At 57.0% G+C, this 18,135-nt stretch carries 31 protein-coding genes and 1 pseudogene; 3 read left to right on the top strand and 29 right to left on the bottom strand.

Translation table 11 applies throughout. The features are described from left to right. Positions 1 to 2 precede the first annotated feature (2 nt). Positions 3 to 650: a protein-methionine-sulfoxide reductase heme-binding subunit MsrQ gene (msrQ, locus tag ASD46_RS09030; protein WP_060642093.1), complete on the top strand. Its 648-nt coding sequence runs from the start codon at positions 3 to 5 to the stop codon at positions 648 to 650. Here msrQ and ASD46_RS09025 read toward each other — a convergent pair. Next, positions 604 to 1,032: a DUF2809 domain-containing protein gene (locus ASD46_RS09025; RefSeq protein ID WP_025593943.1), complete on the bottom strand. Its 429-nt coding sequence runs from the start codon at positions 1,030 to 1,032 to the stop codon at positions 604 to 606. The two genes, msrQ and ASD46_RS09025, sit on opposite strands and share 47 nt — an antisense overlap. Before the next feature lie 57 nt (positions 1,033 to 1,089). Between ASD46_RS09025 and ASD46_RS09020 the strand changes: the two genes are divergently transcribed. Together ASD46_RS09020 and ASD46_RS09015 are read left to right on the top strand one after the other, a co-directional pair. Next, positions 1,090 to 1,962 carry a DUF817 domain-containing protein gene (locus tag ASD46_RS09020; RefSeq protein ID WP_025593944.1) on the top strand — a complete coding sequence of 291 codons (873 nt, stop codon included), beginning with the start codon at positions 1,090 to 1,092 and terminating at the stop codon, positions 1,960 to 1,962. A 219-nt stretch (positions 1,963 to 2,181) separates the two neighbouring features. Continuing rightward, positions 2,182 to 2,505, top strand: a complete 324-nt coding sequence (locus ASD46_RS09015; RefSeq protein ID WP_025593945.1) for a hypothetical protein — start codon at positions 2,182 to 2,184, stop codon at positions 2,503 to 2,505. 79 nt (positions 2,506 to 2,584) lie between these two features. On the opposite strand, the gene rplQ is transcribed toward ASD46_RS09015, so the two are convergent. The 28 genes and pseudogenes from rplQ to ASD46_RS26380 all read right to left on the bottom strand — a co-directional run. Continuing rightward, positions 2,585 to 3,010, bottom strand: coding sequence for a 50S ribosomal protein L17 (gene rplQ, locus ASD46_RS09010; RefSeq protein WP_003495230.1), 426 nt, complete (start codon positions 3,008 to 3,010; stop codon positions 2,585 to 2,587). 118 nt (positions 3,011 to 3,128) lie between these two features. Next, positions 3,129 to 4,139, bottom strand: a complete 1,011-nt coding sequence (locus ASD46_RS09005) for a DNA-directed RNA polymerase subunit alpha (protein ID WP_003516121.1) — start codon at positions 4,137 to 4,139, stop codon at positions 3,129 to 3,131. Between the two features lie 195 nt (positions 4,140 to 4,334). After that, the gene (rpsK, locus tag ASD46_RS09000) at positions 4,335 to 4,724 is read right to left on the bottom strand and encodes a 30S ribosomal protein S11 (RefSeq protein ID WP_003495225.1); all 390 of its coding nucleotides are present in this window, start codon (positions 4,722 to 4,724) and stop codon (positions 4,335 to 4,337) included. A gap of 138 nt (positions 4,725 to 4,862) precedes the next feature. After that, positions 4,863 to 5,231, bottom strand: coding sequence for a 30S ribosomal protein S13 (gene rpsM / locus ASD46_RS08995; RefSeq protein ID WP_003516122.1), 369 nt, complete (start codon positions 5,229 to 5,231; stop codon positions 4,863 to 4,865). Between the two features lie 307 nt (positions 5,232 to 5,538). Beyond that, positions 5,539 to 6,129 carry an adenylate kinase gene (locus ASD46_RS08990; RefSeq protein WP_003516123.1) on the bottom strand — a complete coding sequence of 197 codons (591 nt, stop codon included), beginning with the start codon at positions 6,127 to 6,129 and terminating at the stop codon, positions 5,539 to 5,541. Next, complete coding sequence (gene secY, locus ASD46_RS08985) at positions 6,126 to 7,466, bottom strand: preprotein translocase subunit SecY (RefSeq protein WP_003516124.1); 1,341 nt, start codon at positions 7,464 to 7,466, stop codon at positions 6,126 to 6,128. Before secY ends, ASD46_RS08990 begins: the two co-directional genes overlap by 4 nt. A gap of 333 nt (positions 7,467 to 7,799) precedes the next feature. Next, entirely contained in the window at positions 7,800 to 8,279 is a 480-nt protein-coding gene (gene rplO, locus ASD46_RS08980; RefSeq protein WP_003516125.1) for a 50S ribosomal protein L15, read from the bottom strand. 16 nt (positions 8,280 to 8,295) lie between these two features. Then, positions 8,296 to 8,502, bottom strand: a complete 207-nt coding sequence (rpmD, locus tag ASD46_RS08975; RefSeq protein ID WP_003495212.1) for a 50S ribosomal protein L30 — start codon at positions 8,500 to 8,502, stop codon at positions 8,296 to 8,298. Between the two features lie 11 nt (positions 8,503 to 8,513). Continuing rightward, complete coding sequence (gene rpsE, locus ASD46_RS08970) at positions 8,514 to 9,083, bottom strand: 30S ribosomal protein S5 (RefSeq protein WP_003516126.1); 570 nt, start codon at positions 9,081 to 9,083, stop codon at positions 8,514 to 8,516. Between the two features lie 218 nt (positions 9,084 to 9,301). Beyond that, entirely contained in the window at positions 9,302 to 9,664 is a 363-nt protein-coding gene (gene rplR / locus ASD46_RS08965) for a 50S ribosomal protein L18 (RefSeq protein WP_003516127.1), read from the bottom strand. A 12-nt stretch (positions 9,665 to 9,676) separates the two neighbouring features. Beyond that, the gene (gene rplF / locus ASD46_RS08960) at positions 9,677 to 10,210 is read right to left on the bottom strand and encodes a 50S ribosomal protein L6 (protein ID WP_003516129.1); all 534 of its coding nucleotides are present in this window, start codon (positions 10,208 to 10,210) and stop codon (positions 9,677 to 9,679) included. 43 nt (positions 10,211 to 10,253) lie between these two features. After that, a complete protein-coding gene (rpsH, locus tag ASD46_RS08955; protein WP_003516131.1) occupies positions 10,254 to 10,652 on the bottom strand; it encodes a 30S ribosomal protein S8 in 399 nt (132 codons plus the stop codon). Positions 10,653 to 10,664: 12 nt separating this feature from the next. Beyond that, positions 10,665 to 10,970: a 30S ribosomal protein S14 gene (gene rpsN / locus ASD46_RS08950; RefSeq protein ID WP_003495202.1), complete on the bottom strand. Its 306-nt coding sequence runs from the start codon at positions 10,968 to 10,970 to the stop codon at positions 10,665 to 10,667. 33 nt (positions 10,971 to 11,003) lie between these two features. Further along, on the bottom strand, positions 11,004 to 11,558 hold the full coding sequence (rplE, locus tag ASD46_RS08945) for a 50S ribosomal protein L5 (RefSeq protein ID WP_003495201.1): 555 nt from the start codon (positions 11,556 to 11,558) through the stop codon (positions 11,004 to 11,006). Next, positions 11,551 to 11,859: a 50S ribosomal protein L24 gene (gene rplX / locus ASD46_RS08940; RefSeq protein WP_003516133.1), complete on the bottom strand. Its 309-nt coding sequence runs from the start codon at positions 11,857 to 11,859 to the stop codon at positions 11,551 to 11,553. Before rplX ends, rplE begins: the two co-directional genes overlap by 8 nt. A gap of 12 nt (positions 11,860 to 11,871) precedes the next feature. After that, positions 11,872 to 12,240 (bottom strand): 50S ribosomal protein L14, encoded by a 369-nt coding sequence (rplN, locus tag ASD46_RS08935; protein ID WP_003495199.1) that lies wholly within the window; start codon positions 12,238 to 12,240, stop codon positions 11,872 to 11,874. Between the two features lie 234 nt (positions 12,241 to 12,474). Then, positions 12,475 to 12,711 carry a 30S ribosomal protein S17 gene (gene rpsQ, locus ASD46_RS08930; RefSeq protein ID WP_003495195.1) on the bottom strand — a complete coding sequence of 79 codons (237 nt, stop codon included), beginning with the start codon at positions 12,709 to 12,711 and terminating at the stop codon, positions 12,475 to 12,477. 11 nt (positions 12,712 to 12,722) lie between these two features. After that, positions 12,723 to 12,923 (bottom strand): 50S ribosomal protein L29, encoded by a 201-nt coding sequence (rpmC, locus tag ASD46_RS08925; protein WP_003495193.1) that lies wholly within the window; start codon positions 12,921 to 12,923, stop codon positions 12,723 to 12,725. A gap of 12 nt (positions 12,924 to 12,935) precedes the next feature. Then, entirely contained in the window at positions 12,936 to 13,349 is a 414-nt protein-coding gene (gene rplP / locus ASD46_RS08920; RefSeq protein WP_003516136.1) for a 50S ribosomal protein L16, read from the bottom strand. A 38-nt stretch (positions 13,350 to 13,387) separates the two neighbouring features. Beyond that, the gene (rpsC, locus tag ASD46_RS08915; RefSeq protein WP_003516138.1) at positions 13,388 to 14,119 is read right to left on the bottom strand and encodes a 30S ribosomal protein S3; all 732 of its coding nucleotides are present in this window, start codon (positions 14,117 to 14,119) and stop codon (positions 13,388 to 13,390) included. Beyond that, positions 14,119 to 14,508 (bottom strand): 50S ribosomal protein L22, encoded by a 390-nt coding sequence (gene rplV / locus ASD46_RS08910; protein ID WP_003495184.1) that lies wholly within the window; start codon positions 14,506 to 14,508, stop codon positions 14,119 to 14,121. Before rplV ends, rpsC begins: the two co-directional genes overlap by 1 nt. Before the next feature lie 2 nt (positions 14,509 to 14,510). Next, positions 14,511 to 14,789: a 30S ribosomal protein S19 gene (gene rpsS, locus ASD46_RS08905; protein WP_003507772.1), complete on the bottom strand. Its 279-nt coding sequence runs from the start codon at positions 14,787 to 14,789 to the stop codon at positions 14,511 to 14,513. Positions 14,790 to 14,804: 15 nt separating this feature from the next. Further along, positions 14,805 to 15,641: a 50S ribosomal protein L2 gene (gene rplB, locus ASD46_RS08900; protein ID WP_003516146.1), complete on the bottom strand. Its 837-nt coding sequence runs from the start codon at positions 15,639 to 15,641 to the stop codon at positions 14,805 to 14,807. A 43-nt stretch (positions 15,642 to 15,684) separates the two neighbouring features. After that, positions 15,685 to 15,978 carry a 50S ribosomal protein L23 gene (locus tag ASD46_RS08895; RefSeq protein WP_003495178.1) on the bottom strand — a complete coding sequence of 98 codons (294 nt, stop codon included), beginning with the start codon at positions 15,976 to 15,978 and terminating at the stop codon, positions 15,685 to 15,687. After that, positions 15,975 to 16,595, bottom strand: a complete 621-nt coding sequence (rplD, locus tag ASD46_RS08890; protein ID WP_025593949.1) for a 50S ribosomal protein L4 — start codon at positions 16,593 to 16,595, stop codon at positions 15,975 to 15,977. The genes ASD46_RS08895 and rplD overlap by 4 nt, the downstream gene beginning before the upstream one ends. A gap of 12 nt (positions 16,596 to 16,607) precedes the next feature. Next, a complete protein-coding gene (gene rplC, locus ASD46_RS08885) occupies positions 16,608 to 17,249 on the bottom strand; it encodes a 50S ribosomal protein L3 (RefSeq protein WP_003516149.1) in 642 nt (213 codons plus the stop codon). Positions 17,250 to 17,415: 166 nt separating this feature from the next. Continuing rightward, positions 17,416 to 17,724 carry a 30S ribosomal protein S10 gene (rpsJ, locus tag ASD46_RS08880; protein WP_003507767.1) on the bottom strand — a complete coding sequence of 103 codons (309 nt, stop codon included), beginning with the start codon at positions 17,722 to 17,724 and terminating at the stop codon, positions 17,416 to 17,418. 313 nt (positions 17,725 to 18,037) lie between these two features. Then, positions 18,038 to 18,135, bottom strand: a pseudogene (locus tag ASD46_RS26380) (elongation factor Tu); the annotation flags it as partial.

The following is an 18,135-nucleotide window of genomic DNA, read 5'->3' as shown; positions in this document are numbered from 1 at the left end:
TCATGGCCCTCGCCTTTTCGCTTCCCTCACTGCCGAAGCGTTACCAGCCGGCAGCCATCTGGTCGCTTTATGTCATCGGCCTCGGTCCCGGCCTCTGGTATTTTTACCTCGCCGCAACCGGCGGCCTCGGCTTCAATCCGGTCAAGGATTTCGAGCACCTGCTCGGCATCTGGGCACTGCGCTTTCTATGCCTCGGCTTGCTGGTGACGCCGCTGCGCGATCTCTTCAACATAAACCTCATCGCCTATCGCCGGGCGCTGGGACTGATCGCCTTCTATTACGTTCTGGCACATTTCAGCGTCTATCTGGTTCTGGACCGCGGCCTGGTCTTCAGCTCCATCGCCGCTGATATTCTCAAGCGGCCCTATATCATGTTCGGCATGGCGGGGCTCGTCATGCTGCTGCCGCTCGCGCTCACCTCCAACCGCTGGTCGATCCGCAAGCTCGGCAGCCGCTGGAACACGCTGCACAAGCTCGTCTATCTCGTGCTCATCGTCGGCGTACTGCATTTCGTGTTGGCGCGAAAATCGATCACGCTCGAGCCGGTGTTTTATATCAGTACGATGGTGGTGTTGCTCGGGTATCGGCTGGTGCGGCCCTCGATCATGGCGGCGAAGCGGGCAAGGCGCGCAAGCCCCGTCCGGACGTAGAGGACGCCACCGCGATCCCGCCGATATAACAGACGATATTCCACACCGAGAAAACGCGGCCGAGCAGCAAAGCTCCGGCCGCCGTTGCGCGAAACGCGTCCAGCGCCGGGAAATGAACGAGCCGAATCAATTCCACGACGACGACGGCGATGACGGCGATGTGAACCTCGTAACCGTACCAGCGGGACGGAATGATGGCCGCCAGCAGCAGATAGACCATCGCCCCCCAGAGCACGGATCCGCCATATTTTACCGCCACGAACGGCAATCCCACCTCGTAGCCGAACGCCCGCAAGCAAAGACCGCCAATGATCACAATCATGGCCGCCGCCAAAAGCCGGATGCGGGCAAAATAAGGCGGGGAAAGGCGTGACGGACCCATGCGAGTTCCTTCCGGTTTTCGTATGAAAATTTAACGGATACAAATCGAGGCGCGAACATGAGCACAGCAACAGGCCCAGCCGCAACCCGCCTCTCGGTTTTGGACAATCTTCTGTGCGATACCTATCCTTGGGGCGAACTCAAGGGCATCAGGCGCTTTGTCATCGAATTTCTCTATTTCGGCATCAAGGAAGCCCGTGCCTGCCTGTTTGCGGGATTGTTCTTCATTTCCATCTTCGTGGTGCCGCATGGTGGGGTATTTGGCATTCCGCGTTATGACGTGCTGCTGATCGTCGCACTCGGCATCCAGTTCTTCATGATCTGGAGCAGGCTGGAAACGCTTGACGAGGCCAAGGCCATCCTGCTGTTCCATATCGTCGGCTTCGCGCTTGAGGTGTTCAAGACGTCAAGCGCTATCCAGTCCTGGTCCTACCCCGACTTCGCCTATAGCAAGGTCCTCGGCGTGCCGCTCTTTTCCGGCTTCATGTACGCCGCCGTCGGCAGCTACATCATCCAGGCGTGGCGCCTGCTGGATGTGCGCATTCGCAATTATCCCACCTATTGGATGGCAACGCTGATCGGTATCGCCATCTACGCCAACTTCTTCACCCACCACTTTATCGGTGACTACCGCTGGTACATCGCCGCCTGCGCCATCGGCCTCTATTCCCGCGCAACAGTGGTCTACCGTCCCTATGATCGGGATCGAAAGATGCCGCTGCTTCTCTCCTTCGTCCTGATAGGGTTTTTCGTCTGGCTGGCGGAAAACATCTCCACATTCTTCGGTATCTGGAAATATCCCGATCAGATCGGCGCCTGGTCCGTCGTCCATATCGGCAAATGGAGTTCATGGTCGCTGCTGGTCATCATGACCTTTACAATTGTCGCGCAACTCAAGCACATCAAGGCCCGTATACACGTTCCGGAGTGAAGCGAGCGCTTTCCAAGCATCGTTAAAAACGACGATTGCAGGACATCGAGCCGATAGAGAGCAATAACTTAGATATCATTAAGTAAATCCTGCCAAAAAATCTATCGGGCGATATACAAGACAGGCGAAAATTACGAAGTTGGCGTATTTATTGTTCACGATGCCAGCCGCCCTAATGGCTTCTATGTTGATACAGCTTACCCTCGGAACGCCGATATTGTGAAAAAGACCATTACACCCGCGCCCGTATTCCTGAAATTTACAGGCTATATGATCCAAGACTTCGAAATGTTCAAAAGCTTGGATGGCGTCTTACTTCTAGGTTTGTATCACTTAACCAAAAAGGAGCGAAATGAGCTCAATACATTCCTTGCATCGCTGTTGCGCTCTGATGTTTCAGATAGCTTGATTGGAGATCTTTGGAACACATCCAATGCTGAATTTGGTGCCGAAGGTAAGGGAATTAGACGGCTTCTCAACCGGACCGTCGAGTTGATCGAAGGTGACGACGGCACTGACGGTTATTATCTGCGTCGTTCATGACTATTCTTTTGGAAAATAAAAAAGCCGGGTGATTTCTCACCCGGCTTTTTAATTCACGACGCCTGAACGGCGTCAGACCTTACGCAGCTTCGGCAGCAGCAGCTTCCGCAGCAACGCGAGCCTTGTCGGCTGCGCCCTTGGCGTCAACGTCGCGCTCGACGAATTCAACAACGGCCAGAGCCGCGTTGTCGCCCTGGCGGAAGCCAGCCTTCATGATGCGCAGGTAGCCGCCGTTGCGGGTTGCGTAACGCGAAGCGATTGCGTCGAACAGCTTGCGAACAGCGTCCTGATCCTTGATCTGCGAGATCGCCTGACGACGAGCGTGCAGGTCGCCGCGCTTGCCAAGCGTCACGAGACGCTCGACGATCGGACGGATTTCCTTCGCCTTAGGAAGGGTGGTGACGATCTGCTCATGGGTGATGAGCGAAGCAGCCATGTTGGCAAACATTGCCTTGCGGTGGCTGGCGGTTCTATTGAGCTTGCGGCCTGAATTACCGTGGCGCATTGCTATTCTCCTTCTACGCAGGTGCCTTCTCTAAGGCCTGCCGTTTCCTGGCACATGCAGATGACTTATCTGCTGTTTGACGGGGAAAGGCAGTCTTTAAGGTCTGCCTTCTTGTTTGTTAGTATTGGTCTTCGTAACGCTTGGCGAGATCTTCGATGTTCTCAGGCGGCCATGCCGGTACTTCCATACCGAGGTGCAGACCCATGGAAGCGAGAACTTCCTTGATTTCGTTCAGCGACTTGCGACCAAAATTCGGCGTGCGAAGCATTTCGGCTTCGGTCTTCTGGATCAGGTCGCCGATATAGACGATGTTGTCGTTCTTCAGGCAGTTTGCCGAACGAACGGACAGTTCCAGCTCGTCGACCTTCTTGAGAAGCGCCGGGTTGAACGCGAGTTCGGTAACCGATTCTTCTTCTGCTTCCTTCTGCGGCTCGTCGAAGTTGACGAAGACGCCGAGCTGGTCCTGAAGAATGCGAGCGGCGAAGGCAACGGCGTCTTCGCCGGAAACCGAACCGTTGGTCTCGATCGTCATGATCAGCTTGTCATAGTCGAGAACCTGACCTTCACGGGTGTTTTCCACCTTGTAGGACACTTTCTTGACCGGAGAATACAGGCTGTCCACCGGAATGAGGCCAATCGGGGCATCTTCCGCGCGGTTGCGCTCAGCCGGTACGTAACCCTTGCCGTTGTTGACGGTGAATTCCATGCGGATTTCAGCGCCTTCGTCCAGCGTGCAGATCACGTGGTCGGGGTTCAGGATCTCGATGTCGCCAACCGTCTGGATGTCACCAGCGGTTACCGAACCGGGACCCTGCTTGCGCACGACCATGCGCTTGGAATCGTCACCATCCATCTTGATGGCGATTTCCTTGATGTTGAGCACGATATCCGTCACATCTTCCCGAACGCCGGGGATGGAGGAGAATTCGTGCAGGACACCGTCGATCTGCACGGCCGTAACAGCGGCACCACGCAGAGAAGACAACAGAACGCGACGCAGCGCGTTGCCGAGGGTAAGACCGAAACCACGCTCCAGCGGCTCGGCAACGAGCGTTGCCTTGGTGCGGCTGGACGAGGTGAACTCGACCTTGTTCGGCTTGATAAGTTCCTGCCAGTTCTTCTGAATCATCTTTAAACCTTCCGTTCGCCGCCACCATCCAATCGTGACGGACCGAGCATGAAAACACTGAGAGGAACCTAATTCCGCGGTTCATCAGTGGGTTCTTGAGCGCAAGTCCGTCGATCGAAATCGACGCGCACACGCCAGATACACGAAAATTCCGCCAGACCGAAGGAAAGGCGGAATTTCCGAACCACGGTCGCGTCAGACGCGGCGCTTCTTGCGCGGACGGCAACCGTTGTGCGGGATCGGCGTCACGTCGCGAATGGAAGTGATCATGAAACCGGCAGCCTGCAGAGCGCGAAGTGCCGATTCACGGCCGGAACCCGGACCGCAAACTTCAACTTCAAGCGACTTCATGCCGTGTTCCTGAGCCTTCTTCGCGCAATCTTCAGCAGCGATCTGGGCAGCAAACGGGGTCGACTTGCGCGAACCCTTGAAACCCTTGGCACCAGCAGACGACCAGGCAATAGCATTGCCCTGTGCGTCGGTGATGGTGATCATCGTGTTGTTGAAGGTCGAGTTGACATGCGCGACGCCCGACGTGATATTTTTACGTTCGCGACGGCGAACGCGTGCGGCTTCCTTGGCCATTTTATACCTTTCATTGATCTCTTCACCGCCGTAACACCAGCGGCTACACCGGCGATCGACCCGTTTCCAAGCTTCACGCCAAACTCAGAAAGGCTGGCGCAGACCGCACCAGCCTCTCCTTTCCGGAGAACCGGAAAATTACTTCTTCTTACCAGCGATAGCCTTCGCCGGACCCTTACGGGTGCGGGCGTTGGTGTGCGTGCGCTGACCGCGGACCGGAAGGCCACGACGGTGACGCAGGCCGCGGTAGCAGCCGAGGTCCATCAGACGCTTGATGTTCATCGAGGTCTCGCGACGAAGATCGCCTTCGACCTGATAGTCGCGGTCGATGGCTTCGCGGATCTGAAGAACTTCAGCATCCGTAAGCTGATGAACGCGCTTGTCAGCCGGAAGACCGACCTTGTCCATGATTTCCTGCGCGAATTTCGGACCAATCCCGTGAATATACGTCAGCGCAATAACAACGCGCTTTGCAGTCGGGATGTTGACGCCAGCGATACGTGCCACGTCTTTTCTCCTTGGTTCCAGTTGCCATCCGGCAAGTGGTGATTCCATTCGAGCGGCCGACACGACCGCCAGTTCAAAATTGATGTCCGTGACAAGTCAAAACGACCGAACCCGGATTTCCCTCCCTTAAGGGAAATCCGCGCCAGTCGCTTGGGATGTCGCGAGTTGGCGCGGTGTTTAACGGAATCAGCGCTAAAAAGCAACCGGCTCCGCCAAGATTCTTTTGCGATCCAAAGGATACGCCGTATCAGGAGCACAGGATTTGCCGGGAAAACCGCCTGCGGTTTTCACCATCCCGCTCCAACCATCAGGCCGAGGCCTTTTCCAGAACCCGTTCGATGGCCGCGGTGACGGCATCGACATCAGCCATGCCATCCAGTGTCACAAGTTCGCCCTGCTCGCTGTAATATTGCGACAGCGGCGCAGTCTTCTCGCGATACTCCGTCAACCGCTTGCGGAAGGCTTCCGGATTGTCGTCGGAACGAACCGTGCCACCGGCAGCGATGGTCTCTGCAACGCGATTTTCGATTCGGCGAATCAGCGCCTCCTCGTCCACCTTCAGTTCGATGACGGCATCGAGGGCGACATTCTTCTTGTGCATGTTCTCGGCAAGCGCCTTGGCCTGCGGAACGGTGCGCGGATAGCCATCGAGAATGAAACCCTTGGCACAGTCCGGAGCTTCGATGCGTTCGGAAACGATCTGATTGACGATATCGTCGGAAACCAGCCCGCCGGCGTCCATGACGGCCTTGGCGCGCTTGCCTATTTCCGTGCCCGCGCTAACCGCAGCGCGAAGCATGTCACCGGTGGAAAGCTGCGGGATCCCGTACTTGTCAGTCAGGCGTTTGGCCTGGGTTCCCTTGCCCGCACCCGGCGGACCTAAAAATATCAGTCTCATCGTCCCCTCTTTCCTCCACGCAACTTCGACTTCTTGATCAGTCCTTCATACTGCTGCGCGATCAGGTGTCCCTGGATTTGCGCAACCGTGTCCAGAGTTACACTGACAACGATCAAAAGCGAAGTACCACCAAGGGCTAATGGAATGCCCGTACGTGCGATAAGTGTCTCAGGAAGGATACACACGAAGACAAGATAAACAGCGCCGACAACCGTGATACGGGTCAGAACGTAATCGATGTACTCCGCGGTGCGCTCGCCCGGACGAATGCCCGGAATAAAGCCGCCATGCTTCTTGAGGTTATCGGCCGTGTCCTTCGGATTGAAGACGATAGCCGTGTAGAAAAATGCAAAGAACGCGATGAGCAGGCCGTAGAGCGCCATGAACAGCGGCTGTCCATGCTGCAGCGACGCGATGATCGAAGTTGCCCAGCCCGGCAGGTTGGTGTTTCCGGCAAAACCGGCAGCCGTCGCAGGCAGAAGCAGCAGCGAGGATGCGAAGATCGCGGGAATAACGCCAGCCGTGTTGAGCTTCAGCGGCAGATGCGAGGTATCGCCCTGGAACATCCGGTTGCCGACCTGGCGTTTCGGATATTGTATCAGCAAACGGCGCTGGGCGCGCTCCACGAAAACAATCAGCGCGATGACGCCGATTGCCACGATAACGACCATGAGGATGAGCGTCGTCGACAGCGCACCGGTGCGGCCGAGTTCCAGCGTGCCGGCAAGCGCCTTGGGCAGACCTGCGGCAATACCGGCAAAGATGATGAGCGAAATACCGTTGCCGATGCCGCGCGAGGTAATCTGTTCGCCAAGCCACATCAGGAACATCGTGCCGCCGAGCAGCGTGATGACGGTGGAAATACGGAAGAACAGGCCAGGATCGACCACGAGGCCGTTGCCGCTCTCAAGGCCGACAGCGATGCCGTAGGCCTGCAGGGTGCCAAGCAGTACCGTGCCGTAGCGCGTGTACTGGTTGATGATCTTGCGTCCGGCTTCGCCTTCCTTCTTCAACGCTTCGAGCGAAGGCACGACCGAGGTCATGAGCTGCACGATGATCGAAGCGGAGATGTAAGGCATGATGCCGAGGGCGAAGATCGCCATACGCTCGACTGCGCCACCCGCAAACATGTTGAAAAGACCGAGAATACCGTTGGCCTGGCCACGGAAGGCCTGCGCATAGGCTTCTGGGTTCAGACCCGGAAGCGGAATGTGGGTACCAAGACGGTAGACGAGAAGTGCGGCAAGAGTAAACCAGAGACGCTTTTTCAGATCCTCCGCCTTAGCGAAGGTCGAAAAATTCAGGTTCGAAGCCAGTTGTTCCGCTGCTGAAGCCATAAATTTCTCCGAATGACCCTTGCCGGCCAGCGAAACCGGCCAATGCGGAAAGGTCTAAAAATACCGGTTCAAAAACGGGCTTCGGACGAACACGGCGTTGCGCCGCCATCATGCCTCACCCTGTTTTTTTATGTCCTATCCCCTCCCTCAAGGAAGTTCAAGAACTGTGAGGCTCTCCCTGCGGCACTTTATGCCGCATGTGGCGCGCATAACAGCTGCACCGCGAAGAGTTTGCCATGATGCCACAATAAATCGATTTAAATCGAGAGCACCATAAGCCAGGGAGCGCAAACGCCCGGAGCGACTATGCCCCGGGCGTCTGAAGTCTATATATTACTCGGAAGCTTCAGCTGCAACTGCGAGAAGCTTGATAGAGCTGCCAGCCTTCTCAATCTTTTCGAGTGCAGGCTTGGAAGCGCCGGCAACTTCAAAAGCAACCTTGCTCGTCAGTTCGCCGTCAGCGAGAATGCGAACGCCGTCCTTGGTGCGACGGATAACGCCAGCAGCCTTGAGAGCAGCAGCATCGATCGTTGCGGAAGCGTCGAGCTTCTTGGCGTCGATGGCGGTCTGAATGCGGCCGAGCGATACAACAGCAAATTCGGAAGCGAAAATGTTGTTGAAACCGCGCTTCGGAAGACGACGGTAGATTGGCATCTGACCGCCTTCAAAACCGTTGATGGCAACGCCCGAACGAGCCTTCTGACCCTTCACACCGCGACCACCGGTCTTGCCCTTGCCGGAACCGATACCGCGACCTACGCGGATACGGTCCTTGGTGGAGCCTTCGTTGTCTCTGATTTCATTGAGTTTCATGATAGGTTACTCCGTCTCACTTCTCGTCAACGACGCGAACGAGATGCTGGACCGCACGGATCATGCCGCGAACCGCAGGAGTATCTTCCAGGGTGCGCTGACGGTGCATCTTGTTGAGACCCAGACCGACCAGCGTCTGACGCTGGATTGCCGGGCGGCGGATAGGGCTGCCGATCTGTTCGACCGTAACAGTCTTTTTGGCTTCAGTAGTCTTCTTGGCCATGATCCAGCTCCTTATTCTTCAGAAGCGTTGCCGGAAGCGGCACGACGAGACTGAAGGGTCGCATACTTGAGACCACGCTGTGCAGCGATGTCCTTAGGATGAACCTGATGCTTCAGAGCGTCGAACGTTGCGCGAACCATGTTGTACGGGTTCGAAGAACCGGTCGACTTGGCAACAACGTCATGAACGCCCAGCGTTTCGAAAACAGCGCGCATCGGACCACCGGCGATGATACCGGTACCGGCCTTGGCCGAACGCAGCAGAACCTTGCCTGCGCCGTGACGGCCATTGACGTCGTGATGCAGCGTGCGGCCATCGCGCAGCGGAACGAAGATCAGATCGCGCTTTGCGCTCTCGGTTGCCTTACGGATGGCTTCCGGAACTTCGCGAGCCTTGCCGTGACCGAAGCCAACGCGGCCCTTCTGGTCGCCGACGACGACGAGAGCGGCGAAGCCAAAGCGACGGCCACCCTTAACAACCTTTGCAACGCGGTTGATCGCGACCAGCTTGTCGACGAATTCGCTATCGCGTTCTTCACGGTTCTGGCGGTCGTCGCGAGAACCTCTTTTTTCCTGTGCCATTGTCCTTGTCCTTTTTCTTTTACGGGTGGAACGGCAAACGAAAAGACCACCGGCCTCGATGAAGAGACCCGCATGGTCCGGTGAAATTCCGCCCGGATCGTTGTCAGGGCGGAAACTGCAGCGCCGCGTGTCGAAACCGACACGCAAAGGACGCTGCAGGATCTTGAGTGGTGCGTGACCCTTTCTCTCGATTGCGAACAATCGAAAGGGTCAAGCACTCAGAAGTTCAGACCGCCTTCGCGGGCAGCTTCTGCCACAGCCTTGATACGGCCGTGATAGATGAATGCGCCACGGTCGAATACGACATCCTTGACGCCAGCCTTGACGCCACGCTCTGCAACCAGCTTGCCTACGACAGCTGCTGCTGCAACGTCGGCGCCGGTCTTGAGCGAGCCGCGCAGATCGGCTTCGAGCGTGGAGGCAGACGCAAGCGTCTTGCCAGCAACGTCATCGATGATCTGAGCGTAGATGTTCTTCGACGAGCGATGAACCGACAGGCGCGGGCGGCCATTGGCAACCGCCTTGATCTGGCGGCGCACACGGCTCGCGCGACGTGCAAGTGCTTCTTTCCTGCTAGCCATTTCGCGTGATCCTTACTTCTTCTTGCCTTCTTTGCGGACGATACGCTCTTCAGCGTACTTCACGCCCTTGCCCTTGTAGGGCTCGGGACCACGGTATTCGCGGATTTCCGCGGCAACCTGGCCAACCTGCTGCTTGTTGATACCGGAAACGATGATTTCCGTCGGCTTCGGAACGGCAATGGTGATGCCGACCGGAGGCTCGTAAACAACATCATGGCTGAAACCGAGAGCCAGCTGCAGGTTCTTGCCCTGCAGGGCGGCACGGTAACCGACGCCGTTGATTTCGAGCTTGCGTTCGTAGCCGTCCTTAACACCCTTGAAGATGTTCTCGATCATCGTGCGGGACATGCCCCACTTCGAACGAGCTTCCTTGGTGTTGTTGGCCGGCGTTACGGAAACGCCATTATCTTCGAGTTTCAGCTGGATGTCGTCATTAGCGACGAAAAACAGTTCACCCTTCGGGCCCTTAGCAGTGACCTTCTGGCCGTCGACATTGGCCGTAACACCTGCTGGAACCTGAACGGGCTTTTTACCGATACGAGACATTGTTCAATCCTGTCTGTTCGTTATGGAGATCCGTGCTCGGGTCTTAGAAGACCGAGCAAAGAACCTCGCCACCAACGTTCTGTTCGCGAGCTTGGTGATCGGCCATCACGCCCTTCGGGGTCGAAAGGATGGTGATGCCGAGGCCGTTCGCGACCTGCGGAATGGACTTAACCGAGACATAAACTCGGCGGCCCGGCTTGGAAACGCGGCCGATCTCACGGATCACGGACGCGCCTTCGTAGTACTTCAGTTCGATCGTGAATTCGGCCTTGCCGTTTTCGAAATCGACCTTGGAATAACCGCGAATGTAGCCTTCAGCCTGCAGCACGTCGAGAACGCGTGCGCGGAGGCTGGAAGCAGGCGTGCTTACCGAAGACTTACGGCGAGCAGCACCATTGCGGATGCGGGTGAGCATATCACCCAAAGGATCAGTCATGGTCATGTGCCCGTCTCCTTACCAGCTCGACTTGACAATGCCCGGCACCTTGCCGGAATTGCCCAGCTCACGAAGCGCGATACGCGACATCTTGAGTTTGCGATAGAACGCGCGCGGACGGCCCGTTACTTCGCAGCGGTTGCGGATACGCGTCTTCGAGCCGTCACGCGGCAGCGAAGCGAGCTTCAGAGTGGCCTTGAACCGGTCTTCGATCGGAAGGGACTGGTTCATCACGATCGCCTTCAGTGCAGCCCGCTTGGTGGCCTGCTGGGCGACCGACTTGCGGCGGCGCTTGTTCTTTTCAACTGCGCTTGTTTTCGCCATATCGGAGTTCCTTTTCTACGCTCGTCGTTACGGTTAGTGACGGAACGGGAAGTTGAACTCTGTAAGCAGAGCCCGTGCTTCGTCGTCCGACGTCGCCGTCGTGCAAACGATGATGTCCATGCCCCACATCTGATCAACCTTATCGTAGTTGATCTCAGGGAACACAATGTGTTCCTTGATGCCCATGGCGAAGTTGCCACGGCCGTCAAAGCTCTTCGGGTTCAGACCCCGGAAGTCGCGAACGCGCGGCAGCGCGATGTTGACCAGGCGATCAAGGAATTCATACATGCGGGCGCCACGAAGGGTAACCTTCGCACCGATCGGCATGCCTTCGCGAACCTTGAAACCAGCGATCGAGTTGCGAGCGCGGGTAACAACCGGCTTCTGGCCGGCAATCGCAGCCAGGTCACCGGCAGCAATGGTTGGCTTCTTGGAGTCGGCAGTTGCCTCGCCAACACCCATGTTGATCACGATCTTTTCAAGCTTCGGGATCATCATCACGTTGGCGTAGGAGAACTTCTCCTGCATGGCGCCACGGATACGGGAAACGTACTCCGTCTTGAGACGCGGCTCGTACTTATCAGCCATCGATCACTTCTCCCGAACGCTTGGCCACGCGGACCTTCTTGCCGTCTACAACAGTAAAGCCAACGCGGGTCGGCTTGCCATCCTTATCGACGATGGCAATGTTGGAGATGTGCAAGGACGCTTCCTTGTTGATGATGCCAGCTTCCTGAGCCTGGGTCTGGCGCTGGTGACGCTTCACCATGTTAACGCCACGCACAACGGCCCGATCTTCCTTCGGCAAAACCTGGATTACTTCGCCGGTACGGCCCTTGTCCTTACCGGTCAATACGACAACGTTGTCGCCTTTACGAATTTTCTGCATCGCATACGCTCCTTACAGTACTTCCGGAGCCAGCGAGATGATCTTCATGTGGTTCTTGGCGCGAAGTTCGCGCGGAACCGGTCCGAAGATACGGGTGCCGATGGGCTCTTTCTTGTTGTCGATAAGAACGGCTGCGTTGTTATCGAAACGGATGACGCTGCCGTCAGCGCGACGGATGTCCTTGGCGGTGCGAACGACAACCGCCTTCATCACATCGCCCTTCTTGACGCGGCCGCGCGGAATAGCTTCCTTGATGGAAACGACAATAATGTCGCCAACAGAAGCATATTTGCGCTTCGAGCCGCCCAGCACCTTGATGCACATGACACGACGTGCGCCGGAATTATCCGCCACGTCGAGGTTTGTTTGCATCTGAATCATGTCAGGTCGCCTTCTTGTTGTTACCGGAACGGTTGGGCAAACTCTCCCGAGTGAGCCCCCTGCCCCAGCTTATGAATGTCTCTTTTTTTGCGCGGAAATGTCGTGACAGGGTGGTTTCCCGAAGGACCTTCCGTGCGCATCAAAGCAAAAGACGCTCGATTCACGAGCGTCCTTGCGGTGCTTCATACAGTATTTCGCGCCAAGTACAAGAGACCTGGCGCGATTCTGATGAAATTAAGCCTGGGCGGAAACGACCGTCCAGCGCTTGTCCTTGGAGATCGGTGCGCATTCCTCGATGGAAACGACATCGCCGACCTTATACTGATTGTTTTCGTCGTGTGCCTTGTACTTCTTCGAACGGCGAACGGTCTTCTGGAGCAGCGGGTGAGCGAATCGGCGCTCAACTCGGACTACAACAGTCTTCTCGTTCTTGTCGGACACTACGACGCCCTGCAGAATGCGTTTCGGCATATTATTTTTCCTTAGGCCTTGGCTTCTGCCGCCTTCTGGCGGGCAATGGTTTTAACGCGGGCGATGTCCTTGCGGACTTCGTTGATGCGCGAGGACTTCTCCAGCTGGCCAGTCGCCTTCTGGAAGCGCAGGTTGAACTGCTCCTTCTTCAGATCGGCGAGCTTGTCCTTGAGCTGGTCGGCGCTGAGGCCGCGAACTTCATCGGCTTTCATGTGCCTTGCTCCTTACTCTGCGATGCGCTGTACGAAGCGCGTCTTGACCGAGAGCTTGGCAGCGCCGAGACGAAGCGCCTCGCGGGCGATCTCCTCGGACACACCGTCGATCTCGAACATCATACGACCGGGCTTGACCTTGCATGCCCAGTATTCGACCGAACCCTTGCCCTTACCCATACGAACTTCGGTCGGCTTTGCCGTTACCGGAACGTCAGGGAATACGCGGATCCACACACGACCTGCGCGCTTCATGTAACGCGTGATCGCGCGGCGGGCCGCTTCGATCTCGCGTGCGTTCACGCGGTTCGGTTCCTGCGACTTCAAGCCGAATTCACCGAATGCCAGGTCAAAGCCGCCCTTGGCGACGCCCTTGATGCGTCCCTTGAACTGCTTGCGGTACTTAGTACGCTTTGGCTGCAACATTTTCTTACTTCTCCGAGCTTATCTTTCGCCAGCGTCAATCAAGCGTTTTCGCGACGACGATCGGGACGATCGCCACGCTCACGGCTTGCAGGGCCCTGAGCATCGCCTTCGAGACCACGACGCTCAGAGGCCATCGGATCGTGCTCAAGGATTTCGCCCTTGAAGATCCAGACCTTGATGCCGCAGATGCCGAACGCGGTTTCCGCTTCAGCTGTGCCGTAGTCGATGTCCGCACGCAGCGTGTGCAGCGGAACGCGTCCTTCACGGTACCATTCGGTACGAGCGATTTCGGCGCCACCGAGACGGCCACCGCAGGTGATCTTGATGCCTTCGGCGCCAAGACGCATTGCGGACTGAACCGAACGCTTCATCGCACGGCGGAAAGCCACGCGGCGCTCGAGCTGCTGGGCGATCGACTGAGCGACGAGAGTCGCGTCGATTTCCGGCTTGCGCACTTCAACGATGTTGAGGTGCGTTTCGGAGTTGGTCATCTCAGAAAGCTTCTTGCGAAGCTTCTCGATGTCCGCGCCCTTCTTGCCGATGATGAGACCCGGACGAGCCGAATGGATCGTAACGCGGCACTTCTTGTGCGGACGCTCGATGACAACCTTGGCGATACCGGCCTGCTTGAGTTCCTTGATCAGGTAAGCCCGGATCTTCAGGTCTTCATGCAGCAGCTTGCCGTATTCAGCGGTGTCAGCGTACCAGCGGCTATCCCAGGTACGGTTGATGCCGAGGCGGAAGCCGATCGGATTGATTTTCTGACCCATTATGCGGCCTCCCCTTTTTCCTCAACTTCACGAACAACGATCGTGAGGTGAGAGAACGGCTTTTCAATGCGGGATGCACGACCACGGCCACGAGCGTGGAAACGCTTCATGGTGATGGACTTGCCAACATAGGCCTCGGCGACGACGAGAGCGTCGACGTCGAGGTCATGGTTGTTTTCCGCATTGGCAATCGCAGATTCGAGCGTCTTCTTGACGGTCCCTGCGATGCGCTTGCGGGAGAATTCGAGCTCGGCGAGAGCGCGATCTACCTTCTTGCCACGGATAAGAGCGGCAACCAGGTTCAGTTTCTGGGGGCTGACGCGGAGCGTACGGGCAATGGCCTGAGCCTCATTGTCCTTCAGCCGGCGTTCGGTCTTAGCCTTCGCCATGATTACTTCCTCTTTGCCTTCTTGTCCGCGCCGTGACCATAATAGGTACGGGTCGGAGAGAATTCACCGAACTTGTGTCCGACCATGTCTTCATTGACAGAGACGGGCACATGCTTGCTGCCGTTGTAGACGCCAAACGTCAATCCGACGAACTGCGGCAGGATCGTGGAGCGACGGCTCCAGATCTTGATTACTTCATTGCGTCCGCTTTCGCGCACCTTCTCAGCCTTAGTGAGAAGATAGCCGTCAACAAACGGACCTTTCCAAACTGAACGAGCCACTTGAGACTTCTCCTCTTACTTCTTGCGCTGATGGCGCGAACGCATGATGAACTTGTCGGTCGACTTGTTCGAACGGGTGCGCTTGCCCTTCGTGGGTTTACCCCACGGAGTAACCGGGTGACGACCACCCGACGTGCGACCTTCACCACCACCGTGCGGGTGGTCGACCGGGTTCATGACGACGCCGCGAACGTGCGGACGCTTGCCACGCCAACGCGAACGACCGGCCTTGCCGTCGTTAGTGTTGCCGTGATCGGAGTTCGAAACTGCGCCGATCGATGCGAGGCAGGAGCCGTGCACCAGACGCTGTTCGCCCGAGTTGAGACGCAGGATAGCCATACCGGCATCGCGGCCGACGAGCTGGACGTACGTACCGGCGGAGCGGGCAATCTGACCGCCTTTACCTGGCTTCATCTCGACGTTGTGGATGATCGAACCGACCGGAATGTACTGAAGCGGCATGGTGTTGCCGGGCTTCACGTCCACTGCCTTGTCGGAGGCGATCACCTTGTCACCGGCAGCGAGACGCTGTGGCGCGAGAATGTAAGCCTGTTCGCCGTCGGTATACGTAACCAGCGCGATGAACGCGGTGCGGTTGGGGTCGTATTCCAAACGTTCAACGGTGCCTTCAACGTCGAACTTGCGACGCTTGAAGTCCACCAGACGGTAGGTCCGCTTGTGACCACCACCCTGGAACCGGACGGTGATCCGGCCCTGGTTGTTGCGGCCACCCTTGGAGCTGAGGCCCTGGGTGAGAGCCTTTACCGGCTTGCCCTTGTAGAGCGAAGCGCGGTCCACGATAACCAGCTGACGCTGGCTTGGCGTGGTCGGATTGAAACTTTTCAATGCCATATTCTTGTTCCCTTTTGGGTCTTTGCCCGCTTGGGCCTAACCTTTAGAGTCCGGTGGACACGTCGATGGATTGACCTTCGGCGAGCGTAACGACGGCTTTCTTGACGTCTTTCAGCTTACCGGCGAACCCACGGAAACGACGGGTCTTACCCTTGCGGATAAGCGTGTTCACAGCCGTGACTTTGACGCCGAAGAGAGCTTCCACGGCAGCCTTGATTTCAGGCTTGGAAGCGCTTTTGGCGACGTTGAATACGACCTGGTTCTGTTCGGATACCAGCGTCGACTTTTCCGTGATCGAAGGAGATACGATCACATCGTAGTGGCGAAGATCCGTCATTTGAACCGCTCCTCCAGAGCCTCTACAGCAGCCTTGGAAAGCACGAGCTTACCACGACGCAGGATGTCGTAAACATTGATGCCCTGAACCGGCAGAACGTCCACATTCGGGATGTTCTGAGCTGCGAGCTTGAAGTTGCCATCAAGTTCTGCGCCACCGATAACGAGAGCGTTGGTCAGGCCAAGCGAAGCGAAGCTGCCCAGCAGAGCCTTGGTCTTTGCTTCGGACGCGACGAGCTGATCGACGATGATCAGATCTTCAGCCTTCAGCTTTGCAGACAGGGCGTGACGCAGAGCAAGCGCGCGAACCTTCTTGGGAAGGTCGTGTGCGTGGCTGCGAACGACCGGGCCGTGGGCCTTGCCGCCGCCGCGGAACTGCGGTGCGCGAGCCGAATGGTGACGAGCGCGGCCCGTACCCTTCTGCTTGTACATCTTCGCACCAGTACGGGAAACTTCCGCACGGGTCTTGGTCTTGTGCGTTCCCTGCTGCTTCTTTGCAAGCTGCCAGCGAACCATACGGGCCAGGATATCCTGACGGGGATCGAGGCCGAAAATCTCTTCCGACAGAGAAACCTTGCCGGCGTCTTTTCCCTCGAGGGTCTTGACGTTCAATTCCATGATAAGGCTCCCTTACTTCGCGGCCGACTTGACGGCGTCGCGGACGATGATCCAGGCGCCCTTGGAACCGGGAACTGCACCCTTAACGAGGATCAGGCCACGGTCTTCATCGGTCGAAACGACTTCGAGGTTCTGGGTCGTAACGCGCGTCTGGCCCATATGACCAGCCATGCGCTTGCCCTTCCACACGCGGCCCGGATCCTGGTTGTTACCAGTCGAACCGTGCGCACGGTGCGATACGGAGTTACCGTGCGAAGCGCGACCACCACCGAAGTTGTGACGCTTCATAGCACCGGCAAAACCCTTACCGATCGTGGTTCCCGTTACGTCGACCAGCTGGCCGGCCTGAAAATGAGTTGCGGTCAGTGTTGCACCGATATCGATCAGGTTCTCGGGGGAAACCCGGAACTCGACGAGCTTTGCTTTCGGTTCGACATTGGCAGCGGCAAAATGACCGCGAAGCGCCTTCGTCGTGTTTTTGACCTTGGACTGGCCGGCACCGAGCTGAACTGCGGTGTAGCCATTCTTGTCTTCCGTGCGCTGGGAAACGACTTGTACGTTATCCATCCGCAATACTGTTACTGGAATATGTTCACCAGCGTCGTTGTAGACGCGGGTCATACCCACTTTCTGTGCAATCACACCTGAACGCATTGGTTCATCCTCTTGCGAGCCTTGAAGGGAAAACCCTTTTTGGCCTTTGTTAAGGAGTGCCCTTCGACATCTCACGATGTTTCCGGTCTCCGGATTGGAAGCCGTTGGATTTCTCCACGTACCTTCCTTGTTATATGGCCCTCACTTGGATGAGGTCAGGCCAGTCTTAGAGCTTGATTTCAACGTCAACGCCGGCAGCCAGGTCAAGCTTCATCAGAGCATCGACGGTCTGCGGGGTGGGGTCAACGATATCGAGAAGACGCTTGTGCGTCCGCATTTCGAACTGTTCACGGCTCTTCTTATCAACGTGAGGAGAGCGGTTGACGGTAAACTTTTCGATGCGGGTGGGGAGCGGAACCGGGCCGCGAACGCTGGCGCCGGTGCGCTTTGCGGTCGACACGATTTCACGGGTAGAGGCATCGAGGATCCGGTGATCGAACGCCTTGAGGCGGATACGGATATTCTGGCCGTTCATTCGTCTTGTCCTTGTTCTTTGTTATTCGTTTCCGCACGCGGAAACACATGAACTTCTATTGATCGTGGCGCCGCAGATTTTCAAAAATCGAGAGGGATGCGCGTCGCACCCCAATCATTTCAGTAGTCTGTACTGCTAAAACACCGCGCTCCGCAATTGCTTGCGAATCCAGCGGGTGAGTGTGAATGCGCGTTTACGCGCTTTCACCGAATTTTTCAAGCACTAAAAATGCAACGCCGCCAGGCTTTTTTACTAAAAGCCCGGCGGCGGTGTGGGTTACACCGCCGCCGGTCTGAATTTCAACGTCGTGAAATTACTCGACGATAGAAGCGACGATGCCGGCGCCGACGGTACGGCCGCCTTCGCGGATAGCGAAGCGCAGCTTTTCTTCCATCGCGATCGGAACGATCA

Origin of the sequence: Rhizobium sp. Root491 (genome assembly GCF_001427205.1) — a bacterium.
GTDB classification, from domain to species: Bacteria; Pseudomonadota; Alphaproteobacteria; order Rhizobiales; family Rhizobiaceae; genus Agrobacterium; species Agrobacterium tumefaciens.
The sequence above is the reverse complement of the archived record's forward strand: the minus strand, read 5'-3'. Positions and strand labels throughout refer to the sequence as shown.

What these genes read in the sequence shown, in the direction of transcription:
- msrQ (WP_060642093.1), top strand. Translation starts at nt 3, where the DNA reads ATGGCCCTCGCCTTTTCGCTTCCCTCACTGCCGAAGCGTTACCAGCCG.
- ASD46_RS09025 (WP_025593943.1), bottom strand. Translation starts at nt 1,032, where the DNA reads ATGGGTCCGTCACGCCTTTCCCCGCCTTATTTTGCCCGCATCCGGCTT.
- ASD46_RS09020 (WP_025593944.1), top strand. Translation starts at nt 1,090, where the DNA reads ATGAGCACAGCAACAGGCCCAGCCGCAACCCGCCTCTCGGTTTTGGAC.
- rplQ (WP_003495230.1), bottom strand. Translation starts at nt 3,010, where the DNA reads ATGCGCCACGGTAATTCAGGCCGCAAGCTCAATAGAACCGCCAGCCAC.
- ASD46_RS09005 (WP_003516121.1), bottom strand. Translation starts at nt 4,139, where the DNA reads ATGATTCAGAAGAACTGGCAGGAACTTATCAAGCCGAACAAGGTCGAG.
- rpsK (WP_003495225.1), bottom strand. Translation starts at nt 4,724, where the DNA reads ATGGCCAAGGAAGCCGCACGCGTTCGCCGTCGCGAACGTAAAAATATC.
- ASD46_RS08990 (WP_003516123.1), bottom strand. Translation starts at nt 6,129, where the DNA reads ATGAGACTGATATTTTTAGGTCCGCCGGGTGCGGGCAAGGGAACCCAG.
- secY (WP_003516124.1), bottom strand. Translation starts at nt 7,466, where the DNA reads ATGGCTTCAGCAGCGGAACAACTGGCTTCGAACCTGAATTTTTCGACC.
- rplO (WP_003516125.1), bottom strand. Translation starts at nt 8,279, where the DNA reads ATGAAACTCAATGAAATCAGAGACAACGAAGGCTCCACCAAGGACCGT.
- rpmD (WP_003495212.1), bottom strand. Translation starts at nt 8,502, where the DNA reads ATGGCCAAGAAGACTACTGAAGCCAAAAAGACTGTTACGGTCGAACAG.
- rpsE (WP_003516126.1), bottom strand. Translation starts at nt 9,083, where the DNA reads ATGGCACAGGAAAAAAGAGGTTCTCGCGACGACCGCCAGAACCGTGAA.
- rplR (WP_003516127.1), bottom strand. Translation starts at nt 9,664, where the DNA reads ATGGCTAGCAGGAAAGAAGCACTTGCACGTCGCGCGAGCCGTGTGCGC.
- rplF (WP_003516129.1), bottom strand. Translation starts at nt 10,210, where the DNA reads ATGTCTCGTATCGGTAAAAAGCCCGTTCAGGTTCCAGCAGGTGTTACG.
- rpsH (WP_003516131.1), bottom strand. Translation starts at nt 10,652, where the DNA reads ATGACCATGACTGATCCTTTGGGTGATATGCTCACCCGCATCCGCAAT.
- rpsN (WP_003495202.1), bottom strand. Translation starts at nt 10,970, where the DNA reads ATGGCGAAAACAAGCGCAGTTGAAAAGAACAAGCGCCGCCGCAAGTCG.
- rplE (WP_003495201.1), bottom strand. Translation starts at nt 11,558, where the DNA reads ATGGCTGATAAGTACGAGCCGCGTCTCAAGACGGAGTACGTTTCCCGT.
- rplX (WP_003516133.1), bottom strand. Translation starts at nt 11,859, where the DNA reads ATGCAGAAAATTCGTAAAGGCGACAACGTTGTCGTATTGACCGGTAAG.
- rplN (WP_003495199.1), bottom strand. Translation starts at nt 12,240, where the DNA reads ATGATTCAGATGCAAACAAACCTCGACGTGGCGGATAATTCCGGCGCA.
- rpsQ (WP_003495195.1), bottom strand. Translation starts at nt 12,711, where the DNA reads ATGCCGAAACGCATTCTGCAGGGCGTCGTAGTGTCCGACAAGAACGAG.
- rpmC (WP_003495193.1), bottom strand. Translation starts at nt 12,923, where the DNA reads ATGAAAGCCGATGAAGTTCGCGGCCTCAGCGCCGACCAGCTCAAGGAC.
- rplP (WP_003516136.1), bottom strand. Translation starts at nt 13,349, where the DNA reads ATGTTGCAGCCAAAGCGTACTAAGTACCGCAAGCAGTTCAAGGGACGC.
- rpsC (WP_003516138.1), bottom strand. Translation starts at nt 14,119, where the DNA reads ATGGGTCAGAAAATCAATCCGATCGGCTTCCGCCTCGGCATCAACCGT.
- rplV (WP_003495184.1), bottom strand. Translation starts at nt 14,508, where the DNA reads ATGGCGAAGGCTAAGACCGAACGCCGGCTGAAGGACAATGAGGCTCAG.
- rplB (WP_003516146.1), bottom strand. Translation starts at nt 15,641, where the DNA reads ATGGCATTGAAAAGTTTCAATCCGACCACGCCAAGCCAGCGTCAGCTG.
- ASD46_RS08895 (WP_003495178.1), bottom strand. Translation starts at nt 15,978, where the DNA reads ATGACGGATCTTCGCCACTACGATGTGATCGTATCTCCTTCGATCACG.
- rplD (WP_025593949.1), bottom strand. Translation starts at nt 16,595, where the DNA reads ATGGAATTGAACGTCAAGACCCTCGAGGGAAAAGACGCCGGCAAGGTT.
- rplC (WP_003516149.1), bottom strand. Translation starts at nt 17,249, where the DNA reads ATGCGTTCAGGTGTGATTGCACAGAAAGTGGGTATGACCCGCGTCTAC.
- rpsJ (WP_003507767.1), bottom strand. Translation starts at nt 17,724, where the DNA reads ATGAACGGCCAGAATATCCGTATCCGCCTCAAGGCGTTCGATCACCGG.